17 protein-coding genes are annotated in these 16,557 nt (G+C 58.0%); 11 read left to right on the forward strand and 6 right to left on the reverse strand.

Annotation, left to right across the window (positions count from 1 at the left end; translation table 11 throughout):
* Nucleotides 1–47: 47 nt before the first annotated feature.
* Both PH562_RS07825 and PH562_RS07830 read right to left on the reverse strand, forming a co-directional pair.
* The gene (locus PH562_RS07825) at nt 48–1,010 is read right to left on the reverse strand and encodes a class 1 fructose-bisphosphatase (RefSeq protein ID WP_285172525.1); all 963 of its coding nucleotides are present in this window, start codon (nt 1,008–1,010) and stop codon (nt 48–50) included.
* A gap of 584 nt (nt 1,011–1,594) precedes the next feature.
* Nucleotides 1,595–2,809 carry a pyridoxal phosphate-dependent aminotransferase gene (locus tag PH562_RS07830; protein ID WP_285172526.1) on the reverse strand — a complete coding sequence of 405 codons (1,215 nt, stop codon included), beginning with the start codon at nt 2,807–2,809 and terminating at the stop codon, nt 1,595–1,597.
* A gap of 103 nt (nt 2,810–2,912) precedes the next feature.
* Here PH562_RS07830 and PH562_RS07835 point away from each other — a divergent pair, with 103 nt between their 5' ends.
* From PH562_RS07835 to PH562_RS07875, 9 genes are all read left to right on the forward strand, one after another.
* Entirely contained in the window at nt 2,913–3,782 is an 870-nt protein-coding gene (locus PH562_RS07835; protein WP_285172527.1) for a LysR family transcriptional regulator, read from the forward strand.
* Nucleotides 3,783–3,838: 56 nt separating this feature from the next.
* Nucleotides 3,839–4,606 (forward strand): aspartate dehydrogenase domain-containing protein, encoded by a 768-nt coding sequence (locus PH562_RS07840; protein WP_285172528.1) that lies wholly within the window; start codon nt 3,839–3,841, stop codon nt 4,604–4,606.
* Nucleotides 4,607–4,810: 204 nt separating this feature from the next.
* Complete coding sequence (locus PH562_RS07845; RefSeq protein ID WP_113229204.1) at nt 4,811–5,194, forward strand: helix-turn-helix domain-containing protein; 384 nt, start codon at nt 4,811–4,813, stop codon at nt 5,192–5,194.
* 69 nt (nt 5,195–5,263) lie between these two features.
* A complete protein-coding gene (locus tag PH562_RS07850) occupies nt 5,264–7,009 on the forward strand; it encodes a hypothetical protein (RefSeq protein WP_285172529.1) in 1,746 nt (581 codons plus the stop codon).
* Between the two features lie 12 nt (nt 7,010–7,021).
* On the forward strand, nt 7,022–7,240 hold the full coding sequence (locus tag PH562_RS07855; RefSeq protein ID WP_113229206.1) for a hypothetical protein: 219 nt from the start codon (nt 7,022–7,024) through the stop codon (nt 7,238–7,240).
* Between the two features lie 52 nt (nt 7,241–7,292).
* Nucleotides 7,293–8,426 carry a YcaO-like family protein gene (locus tag PH562_RS07860; RefSeq protein WP_285172530.1) on the forward strand — a complete coding sequence of 378 codons (1,134 nt, stop codon included), beginning with the start codon at nt 7,293–7,295 and terminating at the stop codon, nt 8,424–8,426.
* Nucleotides 8,423–9,127 (forward strand): TfuA-like protein, encoded by a 705-nt coding sequence (locus tag PH562_RS07865; RefSeq protein WP_285172531.1) that lies wholly within the window; start codon nt 8,423–8,425, stop codon nt 9,125–9,127. The genes PH562_RS07860 and PH562_RS07865 overlap by 4 nt, the downstream gene beginning before the upstream one ends.
* Nucleotides 9,128–9,233: 106 nt before the next feature.
* Complete coding sequence (locus tag PH562_RS07870) at nt 9,234–9,455, forward strand: hypothetical protein (protein WP_113229209.1); 222 nt, start codon at nt 9,234–9,236, stop codon at nt 9,453–9,455.
* A gap of 441 nt (nt 9,456–9,896) precedes the next feature.
* Nucleotides 9,897–10,235: a hypothetical protein gene (locus tag PH562_RS07875; protein WP_113229210.1), complete on the forward strand. Its 339-nt coding sequence runs from the start codon at nt 9,897–9,899 to the stop codon at nt 10,233–10,235.
* A gap of 244 nt (nt 10,236–10,479) precedes the next feature.
* Here the strand turns inward: PH562_RS07875 and PH562_RS07880 are convergent, their stop codons facing one another.
* The 4 genes from PH562_RS07880 to PH562_RS07895 are packed head-to-tail and all read right to left on the reverse strand — an operon-like array spanning nt 10,480 to nt 13,926.
* The gene (locus PH562_RS07880) at nt 10,480–11,538 is read right to left on the reverse strand and encodes a 4-oxalomesaconate tautomerase (RefSeq protein WP_285172532.1); all 1,059 of its coding nucleotides are present in this window, start codon (nt 11,536–11,538) and stop codon (nt 10,480–10,482) included.
* A complete protein-coding gene (locus PH562_RS07885) occupies nt 11,531–12,202 on the reverse strand; it encodes a 4-carboxy-4-hydroxy-2-oxoadipate aldolase/oxaloacetate decarboxylase (protein WP_285172533.1) in 672 nt (223 codons plus the stop codon). Before PH562_RS07885 ends, PH562_RS07880 begins: the two co-directional genes overlap by 8 nt.
* 14 nt (nt 12,203–12,216) lie before the next feature.
* Nucleotides 12,217–13,167, reverse strand: coding sequence for a VOC family protein (locus PH562_RS07890; RefSeq protein ID WP_285172534.1), 951 nt, complete (start codon nt 13,165–13,167; stop codon nt 12,217–12,219).
* Nucleotides 13,168–13,191: 24 nt separating this feature from the next.
* The gene (locus PH562_RS07895) at nt 13,192–13,926 is read right to left on the reverse strand and encodes a PIG-L deacetylase family protein (protein ID WP_113229288.1); all 735 of its coding nucleotides are present in this window, start codon (nt 13,924–13,926) and stop codon (nt 13,192–13,194) included.
* 161 nt (nt 13,927–14,087) lie between these two features.
* On the opposite strand from PH562_RS07895, the gene PH562_RS07900 reads away from it, so the two are divergent.
* Entirely contained in the window at nt 14,088–14,999 is a 912-nt protein-coding gene (locus PH562_RS07900; RefSeq protein WP_285172535.1) for an NAD(P)-dependent oxidoreductase, read from the forward strand.
* The gene (locus PH562_RS07905) at nt 14,996–16,180 is read left to right on the forward strand and encodes a LysR family transcriptional regulator (protein WP_285172536.1); all 1,185 of its coding nucleotides are present in this window, start codon (nt 14,996–14,998) and stop codon (nt 16,178–16,180) included. The genes PH562_RS07900 and PH562_RS07905 overlap by 4 nt, the downstream gene beginning before the upstream one ends.
* The last annotated feature ends 377 nt before the right edge of the window (nt 16,181–16,557 follow it).

The following is a 16,557-nucleotide window of genomic DNA, read 5'->3' on the forward strand; positions in this document are numbered from 1 at the left end:
AAGGCCGAAGCGGTCTTTGCCCATTCAAACGAAATTCCGTTCGGTTGCTATGCCGTTTCGATCGTCCGCTCGACACAATACGCCCGGCTGATTTTTTCGACCTCCTGGCGCGAGCCAAAAATCACTGGAACCCGTTGATGCAGCGAGGTTGGTTCGATGTCGAGGATCGCGGTCTGCCCGGCAATGGCGGCACCGCCTGCCGCTTCGACCAGAAAGCCGATCGGATTCGCCTCATAAAGTAGACGCAGGCGGCCGCCGGAAGCAGGCTTGCTTCGATCGGCGGGATACAGAAAGATTCCGCCGCGGTTGAAGATACGATGCGTGTCGGCAACCATCGAACCGACCCAGCGCATATTGTACCCCGGAGTTCTGATGGACTTGTCGACATATTCGGTAATGATGTCGTCCCATGACGGACGACGTGCCGCGTTGATCGCAAACTCCTTGGTTTCCGGAGCGATCTTGGCGTCCGCAGTCGTCATTACGTAGACGCCGTGTTGGTCGAGCGTGAAAATCTGTACGCCATCTCCGATCGCAAGCACCAGATTGGTTTGCGGTCCGTAAGCTGCGTATCCCGCAACCAGCTGACTGCGGCCGCTTTTCAGGATCTCAGCCGCGGAGCTAGCCTCGACGATGGAAAAGATCGTTCCGACCGTTACGTTGACATCGAGATTGGACGATCCATCGAGCGGATCGAAGATCATCGCATATCGGCCAGCGGGATGAATGAGCAGTTCGGCGTCGAGTTCTTCCGATACAGCAAAAGCAATCGCCGGCGATCTACGGCATGCCTCGAGCATGATCTCGTTGGAAAGTATATCGAGCGGCTTCTGCGTCTCGCCCTGGACGTTGATAGCATCGGTTGCGCCTGTCAGGCCTGACAATGACGAGCTTCTGAGCTTCTCCGAAATCTGCCGGGTAGCCTCGGCAATATTGCGGAGGATGGCGGCCATGTCCTCATTCAACAATGTTCCCTTATGAGCATCGAGATAGGCTTCGAATGTCGTCATTATTGATGTCTTTCTCCTGCGGGAGTGTATCGTTACGGAATCAAACAATGCCCGGCGGTTACCGAGGCTGTTGGGCGCAAAATCAGGCCTGCGCCAAGGTCAAAGCCTTCGCCGGCGTCCGAACGCAAGCTTCGGATGCCCAAACTCGAAACAGGCTCAACGGAAGAACGATCAGCTCTACCACGCGGTCCGAGCGGTGCTGAGCGCATAAGAAAGGCACGACGAAACGTGCACGGCGAGGGGGTTGACGGTGATGGCGCAGTTTCCGGGACAGAAGAGCTTATGCGCGTTCAGATGCTTCAGCAGCTCATCGACAGTACGCTTGTCTGTAAGCGGAAATGAAATCGTCATTGCGCGTTTCCTCCAACGGACAGAATGGCGTGGAGCAGTTAGGAGCGATTTTCTTCGCACCGCAACAAGAATTTTTTAATGCACAAATTAAAATCGATTAGCTTGGCATCTCGATTTTTAAGATCGATTTAAAAACAGCGCGGCCGAATTTCGACCTCCGTCACGGAGCTCATGGTGTTGTCGAATCGATATCCGCAAGCATGGAGCCCTCCTGCTATATTGAGGAGGCTGTTTCATGCGCGATAACGATCGACAAGCGAAATGAGCCGCTCTACGGCGGCTACCGCGGCAGCGTGGTCCTGCGAGAAGTTCAGGCGCACGCTGTTGTCGCAAAATGGGCTGAACTCGGTGCCGGGCGTTACGATGACGCTTGCCTGCAGCCGGAGGATCCGCACGAAATCCTTGCCACCGACGGCAAGAGGAGGCAATTGCGGGAAGACATAGCTTCCTGCCTCGGTGGTGCGAACCTTGATGTCCTTGCCTGCACGGAATAGCCCGAGGAGATCGTCCCGAATGGCCTCATGTTCGCGCACGCGTCGGTCCATCCAGCCTTCGGGTTCGTTGAACCAAGTCCGGAACACCGCCTGACTATACCCGCCGGCGCGTAAAGATACGATCGCCTGCAGCTTTTCCATCCGGTTGATGATCGCCTTCGAGCCGAAGGCCACGCCCAAGCGGTAACCGCTCAGCGACTCGGTCTTCGACGGACCCATGATAGTGATCACGTTTTCCGCATCGATGGCCTCCGCGCGCAGATGCGCATAGTCGACGCCGGAATAGAGCAGCCGTGAATAAAGCTGGTCGACGATGACCGTCGCACCATAGCGGCTGGCCAGCGACGCGATCGTCTCGATCTCCTCACGCGAATAAACAACACCGGCCGGGTTGTTCGGATTGGAAAACAGGAAAACTTTCGCACCAGCGGCAAAAGCATCTTCCAGTTGGCCGAGATCGAGACCTGCGCGCCCCTCGGCATCCAGGTAGTCCATCCGAATGGGCATCATATGGCCCTCGCAGAATTCCACCAGTTTACGGTTGGCAAAATAATCGGGCTGCACCACCGCAACCTTGTCGCCATGCGCGACGGTGGAGGCGACGGCGAGGAACAGGGCGCCCTGCGTGCCGGGCGTCAGAATCATGCCATCGGCGGCGTCGATCGGGGCGCCGGTAAAGCTTGCAAGACTAGGCGCAAGCTGCTCGCGGATCGAGAGATCACCGCGGTATTCGGTATAGGCCTGCTTGCCGCCAGCCTCGACCCCAGCCGTGAAGACTTCGAAAGCGCCCGGCGTCGGCGTAAACGCATCGACGTCACCATGGGAAAAATCGACCTGACGTCCCGCGATTGGTTCGCCGCGCAGCAGCGCTTCGATACCTTCGACTTGCTGCCGCACTTCCTGGCCTGGCGCGGCGTCGGTGCCCATGCGCTCGAATTTGGCTTGAATGGTCATTGAAACTCCTTTCATCGGCGGGGAGGCCGGAAGCTAGGATAGCTTGGATTTAAAGCAATAAAATATGCTTGCCAGTTTCTTCAGAAGATAGAAAATATATCTTATGGACACGAAATTCCTCGAAAGCTTCCTCATCGTCGCCGAATGCGGATCGGTCGCCGAAGCGGCACGGCGCTTGAATATGACGCCGGCGGCAGTCGCTCAGCGCATAAGAGCGCTGGAGACGGAGCTCGGGCAGGCATTGGTTTCTCGTGTCGGACGCACGGTCCGGCCCACTGCTGCAGGTCTTGCCGTGCAGCGCCACGGACCGGCGCTTGTGCGAACGGCGAGAGACCTGCGAGCAATAGCTGCGAGCGATCTCCCGAGCGGACAACTTCGCCTCGGTGCGACGGCGACGGCCATGACGGGCCTCATCCCTCATATTACCGCGACCCTCAGCGAGCGATTTCGGCAGATCGACTATTTCCTGCAGCCGGGTTCGTCTGTGAACCTCTACCATGCGGTTTTGTCAGGTGAGCTGGATGCCGCTCTCATCATCGAGCCGCAATTTCCGATTCCCAAAGCATTCGGCTGGTCGACCATCCGGCGCGAACCCTTGGTCTTGCTGGCGCCCGTGGAGCTGCAAATTCACGATTATCATCTGGCGCTTACGCAGCAGCCCTTCATTCGCTATGACCGCAATCAGTGGGGTGGCCAGATCGTCGACCGTTATCTCCGTCGTCATGCCATCAGCGTGCGCGAATGGGCGGAACTGGACGCGCTGGATGCCATTGCCGCACTGGTCGACCGCGGACTGGGCGTCGCGCTTGTTCCAGACTGGGCCCCGCCGTGGCCGGAGGGACTGCGGCTGCAAAAACATCGAATGGAAGAGGGAGAGCTTCGCAATATGGGTGTGCTGTGGGCGAATTCCGGCCCACGGATTGCCGCCATTCGCGCTTTTGTCGAGGCCTGTGAAGAGGTATCCAAAACTTGACAAGGGTTGCGACGAAGGTCGAGACCGCTGGCACAGAAATCCATGTAGGGGGGATGATGAAATACAGAACTATAGGAATTATCGGCGCAGGCGTGATCGGCAGGAGCCTGTTCGACTATGTCGGCAGTCTCGATGGGGTCGAGGTCGCTTATATTCTCGTATCCGACAAGAACAAATATGCGCAGAATGCAGCCATGGCTGCGCTCGTCACGGATGACGCCGAGCATGCGCTCGACCGGAAGGCGGACCTTGTGCTCGAATGCGCGACGCCGGCTCTTCTGAGTAGGCTGGGGCCGGATATCCTTGCCCATTCGGACCTCTGCGGATTCAGTTGCTCCGCGCTGGCGGATCGCACCGTGGAGGCGGCGATGCATGCGGCGGCCAGCAGGAGCGGACGACGCCTCTTCGTTCCACACGGCGCCGTTCTCGGTCTCGATGGTCTGCGGGACGGCCGTGAGCAAATTGAAAAAGTAGTGATAACCACAACGAAAAGCGGCGCAAGTCTCAGCCAGCCGGCCGACGCCAAGGGGACGCTCTTCGATGGCTCGACCCGCGAGGCCTGCATGCGGTTTCCGCGCAACGTCAATGTGCATGCCGCCGTTGCCTTTGCGGGCATCGGCTTTGACCGTACCCGCAGCATCGTCGTCGCCGATCCCGATACGAAAACGATGCGGCACCATATAGCGGTTTCCGGCAGGGGTCTCGAATGGGATATTTCGGTGAGTTCGCGGTCGCTCGGCGGTGTAACCGGCTCTTATACCCCGGCCTCGGCCATCGGATCGCTGAAGAGAATTCTTGGCGCCGATGTTTTCGCCAACGCCTGACATCGCGCGGCAGCCAGGAGCCGCTGTAGTGAAATATCGCCGATGCGGCTGCAGCTGCAAAGGACGATTTTGCTACGGCCTTGATATGGTGATCGGAAACTTCCCGCCGCTGTGTAAAATTGACTTTGAGCACCTTGCTGGAAGATTGTGAATTCAAGGGAAACCTGCGAACATGAAAGCAGTTTCTCTTCTGGCGGTTCCTTCATGGACAAAAAAACCGATGCGATCGATGTCGAGGTTGGATTGCGCATTCGATTGCGTCGGGAGGAATTGTCAATTGCGCAGGATGTATTGGCCGAGAAGCTTCGCATAAGCCCTCAACAGCTCGATAGATGCGAACGCGGCATCGAAAAAATCAGCGCTGGCCGCCTTCTGCGCATTTCAGAAATCCTCGCTGTACCGGTCATGTTTTTCTTCGAAAGTGCATCGGACGACGCCTTTCCCTCCAAGGAAGCGCTGACTGATTTTCGACTTGCGAAGCATCACAAGGCCGTTCTGCGTACGGCCTTGTCCGGGATCGAGGACAAGCGGTTGCGGGCGAAGATCCTCGCTTTCGTGCAATCATCCAAACCTGACAACGAGCGCTGACCTGGCAAGATGACATTTCATTTAACGACACTCGGTAGTTGTGCCCTTTATGATGAGAAAGGTGATCGCGTGAACGTGCCGAGGCAGGCGCTGCTCATGCTGGCCTATCTCTACGATTGCCGGCAGCCGATACCACGGAAAGATCTGGCCGCTTTTCTTTGGTCCAGCAATCTTCAGGCCGCCGGCGCCAATTTGAGGTCGACCCTGCTACGGTTGGCGACTGTAACGTCCAAATCCCCCGAACCATTGATCGGCGGTGCCATGACGGACATCACCTTGAACTTCAACGCGTTGCGGTGCGACCTGGATAGCATCGAAAATGCGTCCGGCGTTACCAAGCTCGGCGCGCTCGCCGATGCCGTCGCCAAGACGTTTCTACCGGCTCACGGCAATGGCTCCGGAGCTGTGGCTGTCTGGGTACGCGATGTTCGGGCACGGTTTGCACGGGAGCTACGAGCAGAATTCTTCAAGACGATGAGCCAACCTTCCTGGTCTCAAAACCGCGGCGAATTGAAACGTGCAGCCATGCTTCTGCTGGACTGGGACCAGACCGATGATGAAGTCAGGGTCGCGCTCGGCGAGAAAATCACGTCTTACAGTCAGCTGATTGGCGTCACGAGAGATCCGAATTCAGACCCGCCGGCTCAGGATATGATTGCGATCGCCGACAACGGAGTGCCACGTATCGCTCTGCTTCCTCCCGAGACCCTGGAGGATTCAGAGCGTGCCGGGTCGGTCGCCAATGCAGTCATCGAAGACCTGACGATCAGTCTTTGTGTCGATCGAAGCGTATCCGTCGTCGCGCCCTATACCGCTGAACAGATTCGCTCCTCAAACGACAAGGCTGGCCTTCTCAAGCAACATAATGTCGTCTACGCGCTCGATACGAAGAGGACGGGCGACAGTCTTTTTGCGCAGCTGATTTTCATGCCGCGCGATGAAATTGTCTGGGCAACGCGCGTTCAATTGGATAGCGCGGCCATAACGGAGCATCGCAACGAGATCGCCACTGCGATCCAGCACTCCATAATCGAGCGTGTGGGCGCCTTCCACCACATAGTTTCTGACTTTAGCTGCAAGCCTGAAGCCTATTTTGCCTATCTCAAGGGCGTCCAATGCCTGTCCCGCCTGAGCCTTCAGAATGTCCGCCGCGCACGCAAGCATTTTAAGGAGGCTCTCGAGCACGAGCGGGGTTTTGCCGCGGCACTTGCGGGCATTGCCAGAACCTTGACGATGGAATGGGTTCTGACGGCTCGCGGCGATGGCGATCTGTTGCATCAAGCGGAAAAAATGGCGGCCGATGCAATCCACGATGACAGCCAATTCGCCGGGGGCTTTAAGGAAATCGGCGTCGCCCGGCTCTACCGCGGCAATATCGACGGCAGCCTTGAGGCTCTATCGAACGCCGAGGACCTAAGCCCGTATTATGCGGATGTGATTTGCAGCCACGCCGACAGCCTTACCCATGGCGCCAATCCGAAAGCGGCATTGGAGAAGGTCGCGACGGCTCTTGATCTCAATCCGCTTGCTCCGGACTACTATTATTGGACCGCGGCAGGAGCCAGCTATTTCACAGGAGAATATATGGAAACGCTGGCCTATCTGGACAGGATGAGAGACGCGGGACCAGCAAGCAGGCTTGCGGCGGCAAGCTGGGCAATGCTGGGGGATCTCGCGAAGGCCAAGATGTATCGACAGCGCGCCCTGCGCGACAATCCGAATTTCGATCTTGAGGCATGGCTTGCCATGATTCCAATCAAGGAAAAGTGGCAGATTGAGCATTATAGGGAAGGCCTGTTGAAGGCCGGTTTTTGAGAGGAAGAGATTATGGCAAAGGCAGTTCTGATTGGAATTAAGGGTGAAAAGGGGCTTTGGTTGGCTGACCTCGAAAAGGGGACCATCGTTCGATACACGCGGAGGCTGACGGGCGATCTGGGGAAGGCTGAATCCTGGCGGGCCAAAGGGATCAGAGTGGAGAAAGATGTCGATTTCGCTGTGGCGTTGACGTCGGCAGGCGACGTGGCGTCGGGCCTCTTTGAAGGCTAGGCACTCGTGATCGGTGTCAAACAACTTTAGAGCATCCCCTCCTGGCGAAACCTTGTCGAGGGTTTGGCCCTATCTGGGACGACTTGGCATAACCCGTGTTGGCCGCCAGACCGAGCTCGATCGCATAGGCATTCCCGTTTGGTGCGCCTACGCCCCGAATTCGAGGGCAATCGTCATCGCTCAGGGAAAAGGTCTGGACGATGTCTCCGCGAAGACATCCGCGGTGATGGAAGCAATCGAGCGATCTGTCGCGACCCAACCTTCCTGTTCAGCGTTGATGGCAAGCCAGGATGATCTTGCCGCAAGCGGCCATGCCACGGATTGCCTGGAGGATCTGCTGGCGATCGGCGCACAACCGGTAGAGACGACGGAACAGATCGGATGGTCTCAAGCCCACGATCTGGCTAAGAACGCCTCGATATTCGTACCTTTCGAGGCCATTCATCTTGACCGGACGCATGTCCGCCCACGCTTTTGGATATCATCGGACGGATTGGCGTCGGGGAATACTTGGCATGAGGCAGTCCTGCACGGGCTGCTGGAGCGGGTAGAGCGCGATGCTTGCGTCCTTTGGAACGTCGACGAGCCGGAGTCTCGGCATGCACGCCGGATAGATCCGCAAAGCATCGAAGATGAGGGTGTTTGCGAGATGTTGGAGAAGATTTTCTCGGCAGGCTTCGATCTCGCTCTTTTCGATGTGACGAGCGATCTGGCCGTTGCCTCCATCGTCGCAATGCTGCGGCCGAAAGGCGATGATGGCTCGCTCCGATATGTGGACTTGACCATGGGGGCAGGGGCATCCTTGTCTCCCGATGTGGCTGCAGCTCGGGCCATTTCCGAGGCTGTGCAGTCGCGGATGACCTTCATCGCTGGTGCCAGAGATGATCTTGTCCCGGAACTGTTCTCTCGCCGCGCCGATCCTGCTCACCTGCAGTCGTTCCAGGCGCGGTGCACGACGAACCTGAACGAACTGCCGACGATGTCGGCCGGGTCTGCGCAAGATGCGCTCGGCCAGCTTGTCGAGGCTTTGCTGGAAGGCGGTATTGACCAGCTTTATGCCATCGAGCTGGCACCCGAATGGCTGCCGGCATCGGTGGTAAAGGTTTTCGCGCCGCAGCTCGAACATCCGGACGGCGATCGCCGCATTCGTTTCGGCAGCCGCGCATTGTCAAAGAGTTTCCTGTGAAAGTCATCTTCGTGGGGCCGAGCCTGCCCGATGCCAAAGCGCATATCGACAATACGATGGTCATACGACCGCCGGCGTGCCAAGGTGACGTCGTCAGAGCTCTTGAGGATGGCGCGGTTGCTATCGGCCTCATCGACGGCCAGTTCGAGTTCGTCGCGCCCGTCTGGCACAAGGAGTTGCTCTTTGCCCTATCTCAGGGCGTTCCCGTATTTGGAGCAGCCAGCATGGGAGCGCTCCGCGCGGTGGAATGCCAGGCCTACGGCATGATCGGCATCGGCAGGATATTCGGTGACTATGCCTCCGGTCTCCGGGAGGAGGATGCGGATGTTGCTCTCCTTCATGGCCCTGCGGAATTGGGCTATCCCCCTTTGTCGGTGCCATTGGTCAATGTCGATGCGACGATAGAGACCGCGATTGATCAGGCCATTATCGGCAAGGAAGAGGCTCTGCGGCTCTCCCGGGCAGCACGGCGTCTCTTCTTCAAGGATCGGACTTGGAGACGTCTCGCCGATGCCGCCGACATGGACATAGGGCAGGTGAGGACTCTCGTCGCAAAAGCATGGACCGATCAAAAGCGTAACGACGCCATGGAGCTCATCCGCGCCATTGCCGAGGCGCCGTTGCCGGCACATATGACGGACTGGTCTTTCAATGCAACTCCTCTGTGGCGCAAACTTTTCCCACAATTTCACCGTATGTAATTGATTCAAAAATACAAGTATTGCGTGTGCAACGCTTTTGCAACGCACCATATCAATCGAAATATGCCAATCTACCCCAACGATATCATTTGTTGGGGCTTTTAACGTGACTGATTTTGAGGGACAGGAACGCCAGGGAGAGATTTTGGCGCTTGCAAAAATGATGCAGTATGCCGGAGGAATCGCAAGTGAGCTCAACGCATCGCAGGCCGTATTCCTTATAAAAGCAGCACAAGCCGCTCTTCTTTCGATGTTAGAAACCGAGTTCCCGAGGCTATCCGGTGAACATCTGAACGGGCTTGTCAGCGACACACATGGTCACTGTTAGCAAGCTCGGGTCCTTTTGTTATCAACGGCGCTCACAAACAGAAACTTCAAGAGATCGAGCTTGCGTAGAAGAGCACTAACCAGAGTGGGATGGTCCGTGAGAAAAGTGAGCTCCACCGATGCAGCAGGCATCGTCGCGGATTTCAAAGAAGGGAATATGAGGATTGCGCTTATAATATTTGGAGCAATCATCACTGCATGGCTTGCGATTGCCTACAATATCTGCCGTTCGCTGAACTGGCTCTGATCTAAGGCTGTGGCACGGGAATCGTGAGATGACCCGGATCACGTCTGTAAGCAATTGTTTATGGCGCCTACCGGTGTCGCAATCCCATGCTGCTTCATACCGCCGAGTGTACCGTTCCGCCCGCAAACTCTATGGGCACGGTCAACGGCGGAAAGGACCTAGGAGAACTTGGCCGGCATATGGCAGTTTTTGCTCATGCCCAGCTTACGTGGGGTTGCCAGCAGTCTCGCGGTGGAGACGATGATGGAAAGGTTGAAACGCTTCGCACAAGGCGCTTTGTCGCAGAGCGAGCTCGAAGTCATAAAGCGGGTATTCGACTTAGCTACGACCCAGAGCTGGTTCGATGATGCTCAATACAGCCGGGATGGCTTTGCCGTCGCGCTGATCAACCTGTTTCGATGCGGAATGGTCAATCCGACCCAGCTGGAAAAGATCGCGCTATTTTGGGCATTGAGCGACTTTTCCCAGACCATGTCGAGCACACAACGGGCTAAACTGAGATCACTCTACGGCCGATGCGAGGTAGAGGGGTAGGTTTCCTATTGAATGGAGCCGTTCCCCATTCTCAGGATTGGCAACCGAACGGATATTGTGATTGATCCCGATTATCCCTGCAAAGCCGATGCCCGTCGGTACCGATTTCGTGTCTCTGGAATCCACGATGATCGCAGGGAGAGCCATCGTAATGACAGCAACTTTAACGCGTATTTCTAGCATAACATGCATTATGGAACTAAAACCGACGTGGCATCGCCTTGGGAGTGCCCGAACAATGTCCCTAATCACGCGGAAAAATACGACCTTCGAACAGTTTTCTTGCCGTACGGATCGTACCCGCAGCCTTGATTTGCCCTTCGGCGTCGATGTCCAGAAACACTTCCATGCTGCCTGTAGGATGCTCGATCTGATAGCGACCATCCGCGGGCGCCCGAACCAGCTTCCCGGCCGGGCTGTCCGGTAGCCGGGTCGCCGTCGCAACGGTTACAGCAGCGAGCACGCCTACCGACGCATGCACCCGATGCGGAATGAAGCTGCGTGTCGAAATGGCGCCACCCGCCAGAGGAGCCGAGATCAGCGTCATTTTCGGGACCGATGCTGACCTTACATCACCGAGGTTCATCAGTGGTCCTGCCTTGAGCCGGATCGCTTCGATGCGCGCCTTGATCTCGGTATTGGCTTCAAGTTCCTCGCGGGTTTCCGAACCGGTGAGACCGAAGTCCGAGGCGCGCATGATCACGCAAGGCATTCCATTGTCGATAAGCGTGGCCTCAATCCCATCGATCACGTCGACGTCATGGCCGGTCGGAAGAAGTGCGCCGCACATCGACCCGGCGATGTCGGAAAAAAACAGCGGGACTGCGGCGTGACTACCCGGCACGCCAGCGATCACGGTGTCGCCGCCATATGTCACGCGGCCATCAGGTGTTTCGATTCTTGCGATCGCCACTTCGCCTGAATTGAGCATGTGAATTCGGACTTCGGTGACATCGCCCGTCGGTTCAACAAGCCCGCGCTCGATGGCCGCCGGCCCTACGCCTGCTAGGATGTTGCCACACCCTTGTGCATCGCTGACAAGTGCCTGGTCGACGAAGACCTGCAGGAAGAGATAGTCGACGTCGGCGTCAGGCCGCGTCGACCGTGAGAGGACGGCCACCTTGGAGGTCAGCGGGTCCGCGCCGCCGATGCCGTCAATCTGACGAGGATCGGGGGAGCCCATAATCCTTAGCAGAAGATCGTCGCGCACTGTCTTGTCGGACGGAAGGTGTTCGGCAACAAAATAGGCACCCTTCGAGGTGCCCCCTCGCATCCACAGGCAAGGAATGCCGTCCTCAGACATATCTGAGCCCCTTTGCAGCAAGCGTCTCGCGCATGCCATAAATATCAAGGCCGAGCTCACCGGCAGCGAGCCGCTTGCGCTTGGCGTCCTCGTTGGCCAGCCGCTTTTCTGCGGCAGCTACGACGTCGGCAATCTCGGTGTGTTTGACCACGCAGATGCCATCGTCGTCGGCTATAATGATGTCCCCCGGCTCGATATGGGCGCCGGCGCAGACAACGGGGATATTCACCGACCCGAGGGTCTCCTTGACGGTCCCCTGTGCGGAAACCGCCTTTGACCAGACGGGAAAGCCCATCTGGGTCAGGTCTCGCACATCGCGAACACCCGCATCGATCACGAGGCCGCGGCAGCCACGCGCCATGGCCGATGTCGCGAGCAGATCGCCAAAATAACCGTTGTCGCAAGGCGATGTCGGCGCAAGGACGAGAATATCTCCTTCCCTGAGCTGCTCGATCGCCACATGGATCATCCAGTTGTCGCCGGGAGGGGCTGAAATCGTCACCGCGGAACCGGCGATCTGCGCGCCGGCGTAGATCGGCCGCATGTAGCTCGCGAGCATCCCCTTGCGCCCTTGCGCCTCGTGGACGGTTGCGACACCTGCCTTGGCAAGCCTTTCGATCAAATCAGGTTCAGCGCGCGAAATATTCTGAACAACGACTCCCATCCATGGTCTCCTTGCTACTTTGCGGGCGGCGTCCCGTGCGTGTGGAACGTTTCGATTGTTTTCAGACCCCAGGCCTGCCCCTTCTTTCGTTCGGTCTCGGTCCACACGACGGGCTGCCAATCGGGTGCAAGGATCAGCCGTGCGCCGGAATTGGCGAGCTCGACCCGGTTGCCGGCGGGCTCCCAGACATAGAGGAAGAAAGTCCCCTGAATCGCGTGCTTGTGAGGGCCGGTTTCAATGTGGATGCCGTTTTCGAGGAAGATGTCGGCGGCGCGCAGAATTTCTTCGCGCGTGTCGGTCGCGTAGGTCACATGGTGCAGGCGCCCTTCTCCGCGGCCGTGTTCTTCGGTGCAGGCAAGGTCATAGGTCTTGTTATTGACCGTGAACCAGCACCCGCCAAGGCGGCCATTGTCGAGTTGGATCATCTCGGTGACGCGGGATCCGAGGCAGGTCTCCATGAACCTGCGGAACTCGGATACATCCGCGGCAAGCAGGTTCAGATGATCGAGGCGTCGCGGATGACAGCCCCGCGCATGATAGCGCTGGGCAAGGTTCTTGAGCTTCGGCCGCTCCTTCGGCGGTGGATCGTAGCGGAGTGTATCCCAATAGATTTCGAAGACATGGCCGAAAGGATCCCTGAACTGGAACGCCCGGCCATGACCGATATCGCCATTTACCCAGCCCAGCACATCGTAGCCGCTGGCCTCGATCGTCTTGACGCGCCGTTCAAGCGCTTCCGGCGATGAAACTCTATAGGCGACATGCCCGATTCCGGTCGTCTCGTTGCGCGTCAATTTCAGGGTGTGGAATTCGTAATCATCCCAGCCCCGCAGATAAGCAGAACTCTCGTCCTCACCCGCCAAGGTCAATCCGTAGACATTGACGAAGAAATCGAGGCTCTCGTCATATCTGTCAGTGAACATCTCCACATGGCCGAGGTGAGCAATGTCGAAACAGGGTTCCATGTCAGGCTCCTCCCGAGAGCGCCGTCAAAGCTCGTCGACCGTGCGCGGGAAAATCGACTGAAAGCCTTCCGCATATTTAGACGCACGCCCGCCGGACTGGCCGCCGGAATTGCGCTGGAAATGGTTGGCACGGTTCTGGGCAACGCGGGTATAAAATTCCCAAAGATGCTCCTGGCCTTCCATGCATTCGATGGCGGATCGCTTCTTATCCCATACGGAGGTGATGTCGAGGAAGACGTCAGGCTTCCAGCCCATCTGCTCCGTCTGATGCGGTTCGAAGAGATAGAGCTGAGGGGCGCCGAGCACCTTTTCGCCGGGATTGTGGCCCCAGGCCTGTGCGATCATGCGGGTTTCGAGCGCGACCTGCGTGGCATACATGTGGTCGGTATTGTAGGGATCGTATTGGGAGTGGCTCAGCATGAAGGAGGGCTGCACATTGCGGATTACGTCCACGAGACGATACTTATCTTCGTCCGTCATGCGTAGGGGATAGTCCCCGAGGTCAAAGCAGATGAGGTCATGGACGCCAAGCGCCTGAGCTGCCTTTTCCGACTCGGCGCGCCGCGCTGCCTTTACGCGGTCGAGCGTCATGTCCTTCTGCTTCCAGAGCTTGGCAGACTCGCCCCGCTCGCCGAAGGACAAGCAGACGACGGTCACATCGTAACCTTTGTCGGCGTGCAGAGCGATCGCACCTCCGCAGCGCCAGACGAAATCTGCTGCATGGGCGCTGATTACCAATGCGGTCTTCTTGTCGGACATGGAAATCTCCTGTTTTTCGAAATCGTATGTCGCTCCGAACGGCTTGTTTGCCAATTTTCTTTCGACGCCTTGTCCATAAGTTTTGGCTATAATGAATAGCGGTGCAGCCTTTCTTCGTCTAAAGCGGGCATGGCTTGATGGAGCGGCTGCGGGATAAGCGGATGATCAACCAGTTCAAGATCGGCATGATCGGATTCGGCGAGGCAGCACGCGCATTTGCATCGGGCTGGGCGCGACCGGACGGAGCGCTGGTTGCCGCCTACGACATCAAGACCGCCGATCTGCGCTGGACCAGCCAAATCGCAACGGCTTGCGCCGAACTCAACGTCCACCATGTCGATGAGGCCCGGCAAGCCCTCTCCGACGCCGCCATAGTCTTCAGCCTCGTCACAGCGGACCAGGCTTTGCCGGCCGCCAGAGATGCCGCTCGCTGGCTCAAGGCAGGTGCACTCTATTTCGACTGCAATTCCTGCTCACCAACGGCCAAAATAAGCGCGGCTGAGGCAATCGAAGCAGCGGGTGGCCGTTATGTCGATGTCGCCGTCATGTCGCCAGTGCATCCGGCGCGCCATCTCACGCCGCTGCTGGTTTCCGGTCCCCATGCAGAAGCAGCGAATGCGGCGCTTGAACATCTCGGGATGAAGCCGAAGTCTGCGGGTGAGAAAGTGGGACAGGCGTCATCGATCAAGATGCTGCGTTCTGTCATCGTCAAAGGTATCGAAGCCCTGACGGCGGAGGCGATGCTTGCGGCCCGCCGCGCTGGGGTCGAGAACGCCGTCATTGCGTCGTTGCAGGCCTCCGATCCCGGAATAGACTGGGCCAAGCGCAGCTCCTACAACCTCGAAAGGATGATGGTGCATGGGGCGCGTCGGGCGGCCGAGATGCGCGAGGTTGCCGCAACCGTCCGTGATCTCGGACTTCCCGACAGGATGTCGGCAGCTATCGCCGATTGGCAGGACGAGATAGCCGCGCTCTGTGTCCCCGCGAATATCGATGATCTCGGAAGCCGAGCCGACTGCATCCTCGAAAGGATGAACGAGGAGAAAAACAAGGGAGCCTCCGCGACTCAATGAGGCATAATCTGCGGCATCTACGCGTTTTTCTGGCCGTTGTCGAAACGGGCTCTGTCACCCGCGCGGCCGAGATCTGCTACGTATCGCAGCCGGCAGTCACGCAGGCCATATCGAAGATCGAGAAGACACTGGGATATGCGTTGTTCACGCGTTCGCCACATGGCCTCTTCGTCAACGACGAAGGCAAGCTCTTGTTTCTACGGGTGAGACGCGCCTTCTCCTATCTCGATCCGGCACTGGTCGAGCTTGCGCCAAGGCTCAAGGTGACAGCCACGTCGGCGCAACTCGAAGCCCTCGTCGGGGTCAGAGAGTTGGAGAATTTCACCCTTGCGGCGCGCCGGCTCGGGGTGGCGCAACCGACTATCCACCGCGCCGTGAGCCAGCTGGAAAAAGAGGCGGCCCGTCCGTTATTTGAGAGAACGTCCTATGGGATGGTTGCCACGCGTCTGGCGCAGAATCTCGCTCAGGCGACCCGCCTCGCATTCGCCGAACTCCATCAGGCAGAGGCGGATCTCGCCGAAGCCCGTGCGCAGGAGGCCGGACTGATCGTCGTGGGCGGCATGCCTCTGTCGCGCTCATTCATCCTGCCGTCGGCGATCGCCCGGTTTCGCAGGAAGCGGCCGAAACTGCCGATCAAGGTTGTCGAGGGTGTCTATGCTGAACTGCTCGGCGGTCTGAGACGCGGCGAGATCGATTTCCTGATCGGAGCAATGCGCAATCCCCTTCCCATCGACGATGTCGAGCAGGAAACGCTGTTCAATGACATTGTGGTGATCGTCGCAGGCAAACGCCATCCGCTCATCGGGAAACCCCAAATATGCATAGGCGATCTGGCCTCCTATCCCTGGGTGGTTGCAACGAGCGGCACTCCGATCAGAAGCCACTTCGATGCCCTCTTCCAAGGTCAATCGCAGGGGCCGAAAAGCGTGGTCGAGTCCAGCTCGCTGATCCTGATGCGCGAACTGCTCGACCAGAGCGACCATCTCGGTTTCGTGTCGGGCGGCCAGGCCGCAGCGGAGATCAAGCGCGGCCTCATGGCGTCCCTGCCGTTCGATCTCACCCATACCAAACGGCCGATCGGCATTACGATCCGCAAGGGATGGCTCCCCACCGCCGCCCAGGCAGCTTTTCTCGACGAGATCCGCGAGGAAGCGAAGGCAAGGCAAACTCATCGCCTATAGCCTTCCCTTAAGACGCTTTCCTCGAACGCGTGTTACGCTATCGGTGCGCCGCTTCCAACACTGCCCCAACAAGTCGAACCCTTAAACTAATCGCTCCACGTCGCGGCGCGATACTATGAAGGTTCTGGACGTTTTCGACTTTTCAGAATGAGGCCGTGCAGGACGCAACCATTCTATAGCCGCTGCTTATGCCGCGGACCTCTGATTGGATTGGAGGTAGTGGCGCAAGACGCGTACTGCTTGGCCGTCAACGAAGCGCAGGGGCGGAGGAAGTTGGCGGGGAGCGTCGATCGAGCGATTCCATAAAGCCATTTCCGCGAGCGGACCGATGCATGGGCGATCCACAACGCCCATGCATGAAGCCCCGCGCGGACACG

Source organism: Rhizobium centroccidentale, from assembly GCF_030182565.1.
Classification (GTDB): Bacteria; Pseudomonadota; Alphaproteobacteria; order Rhizobiales; family Rhizobiaceae; genus Rhizobium.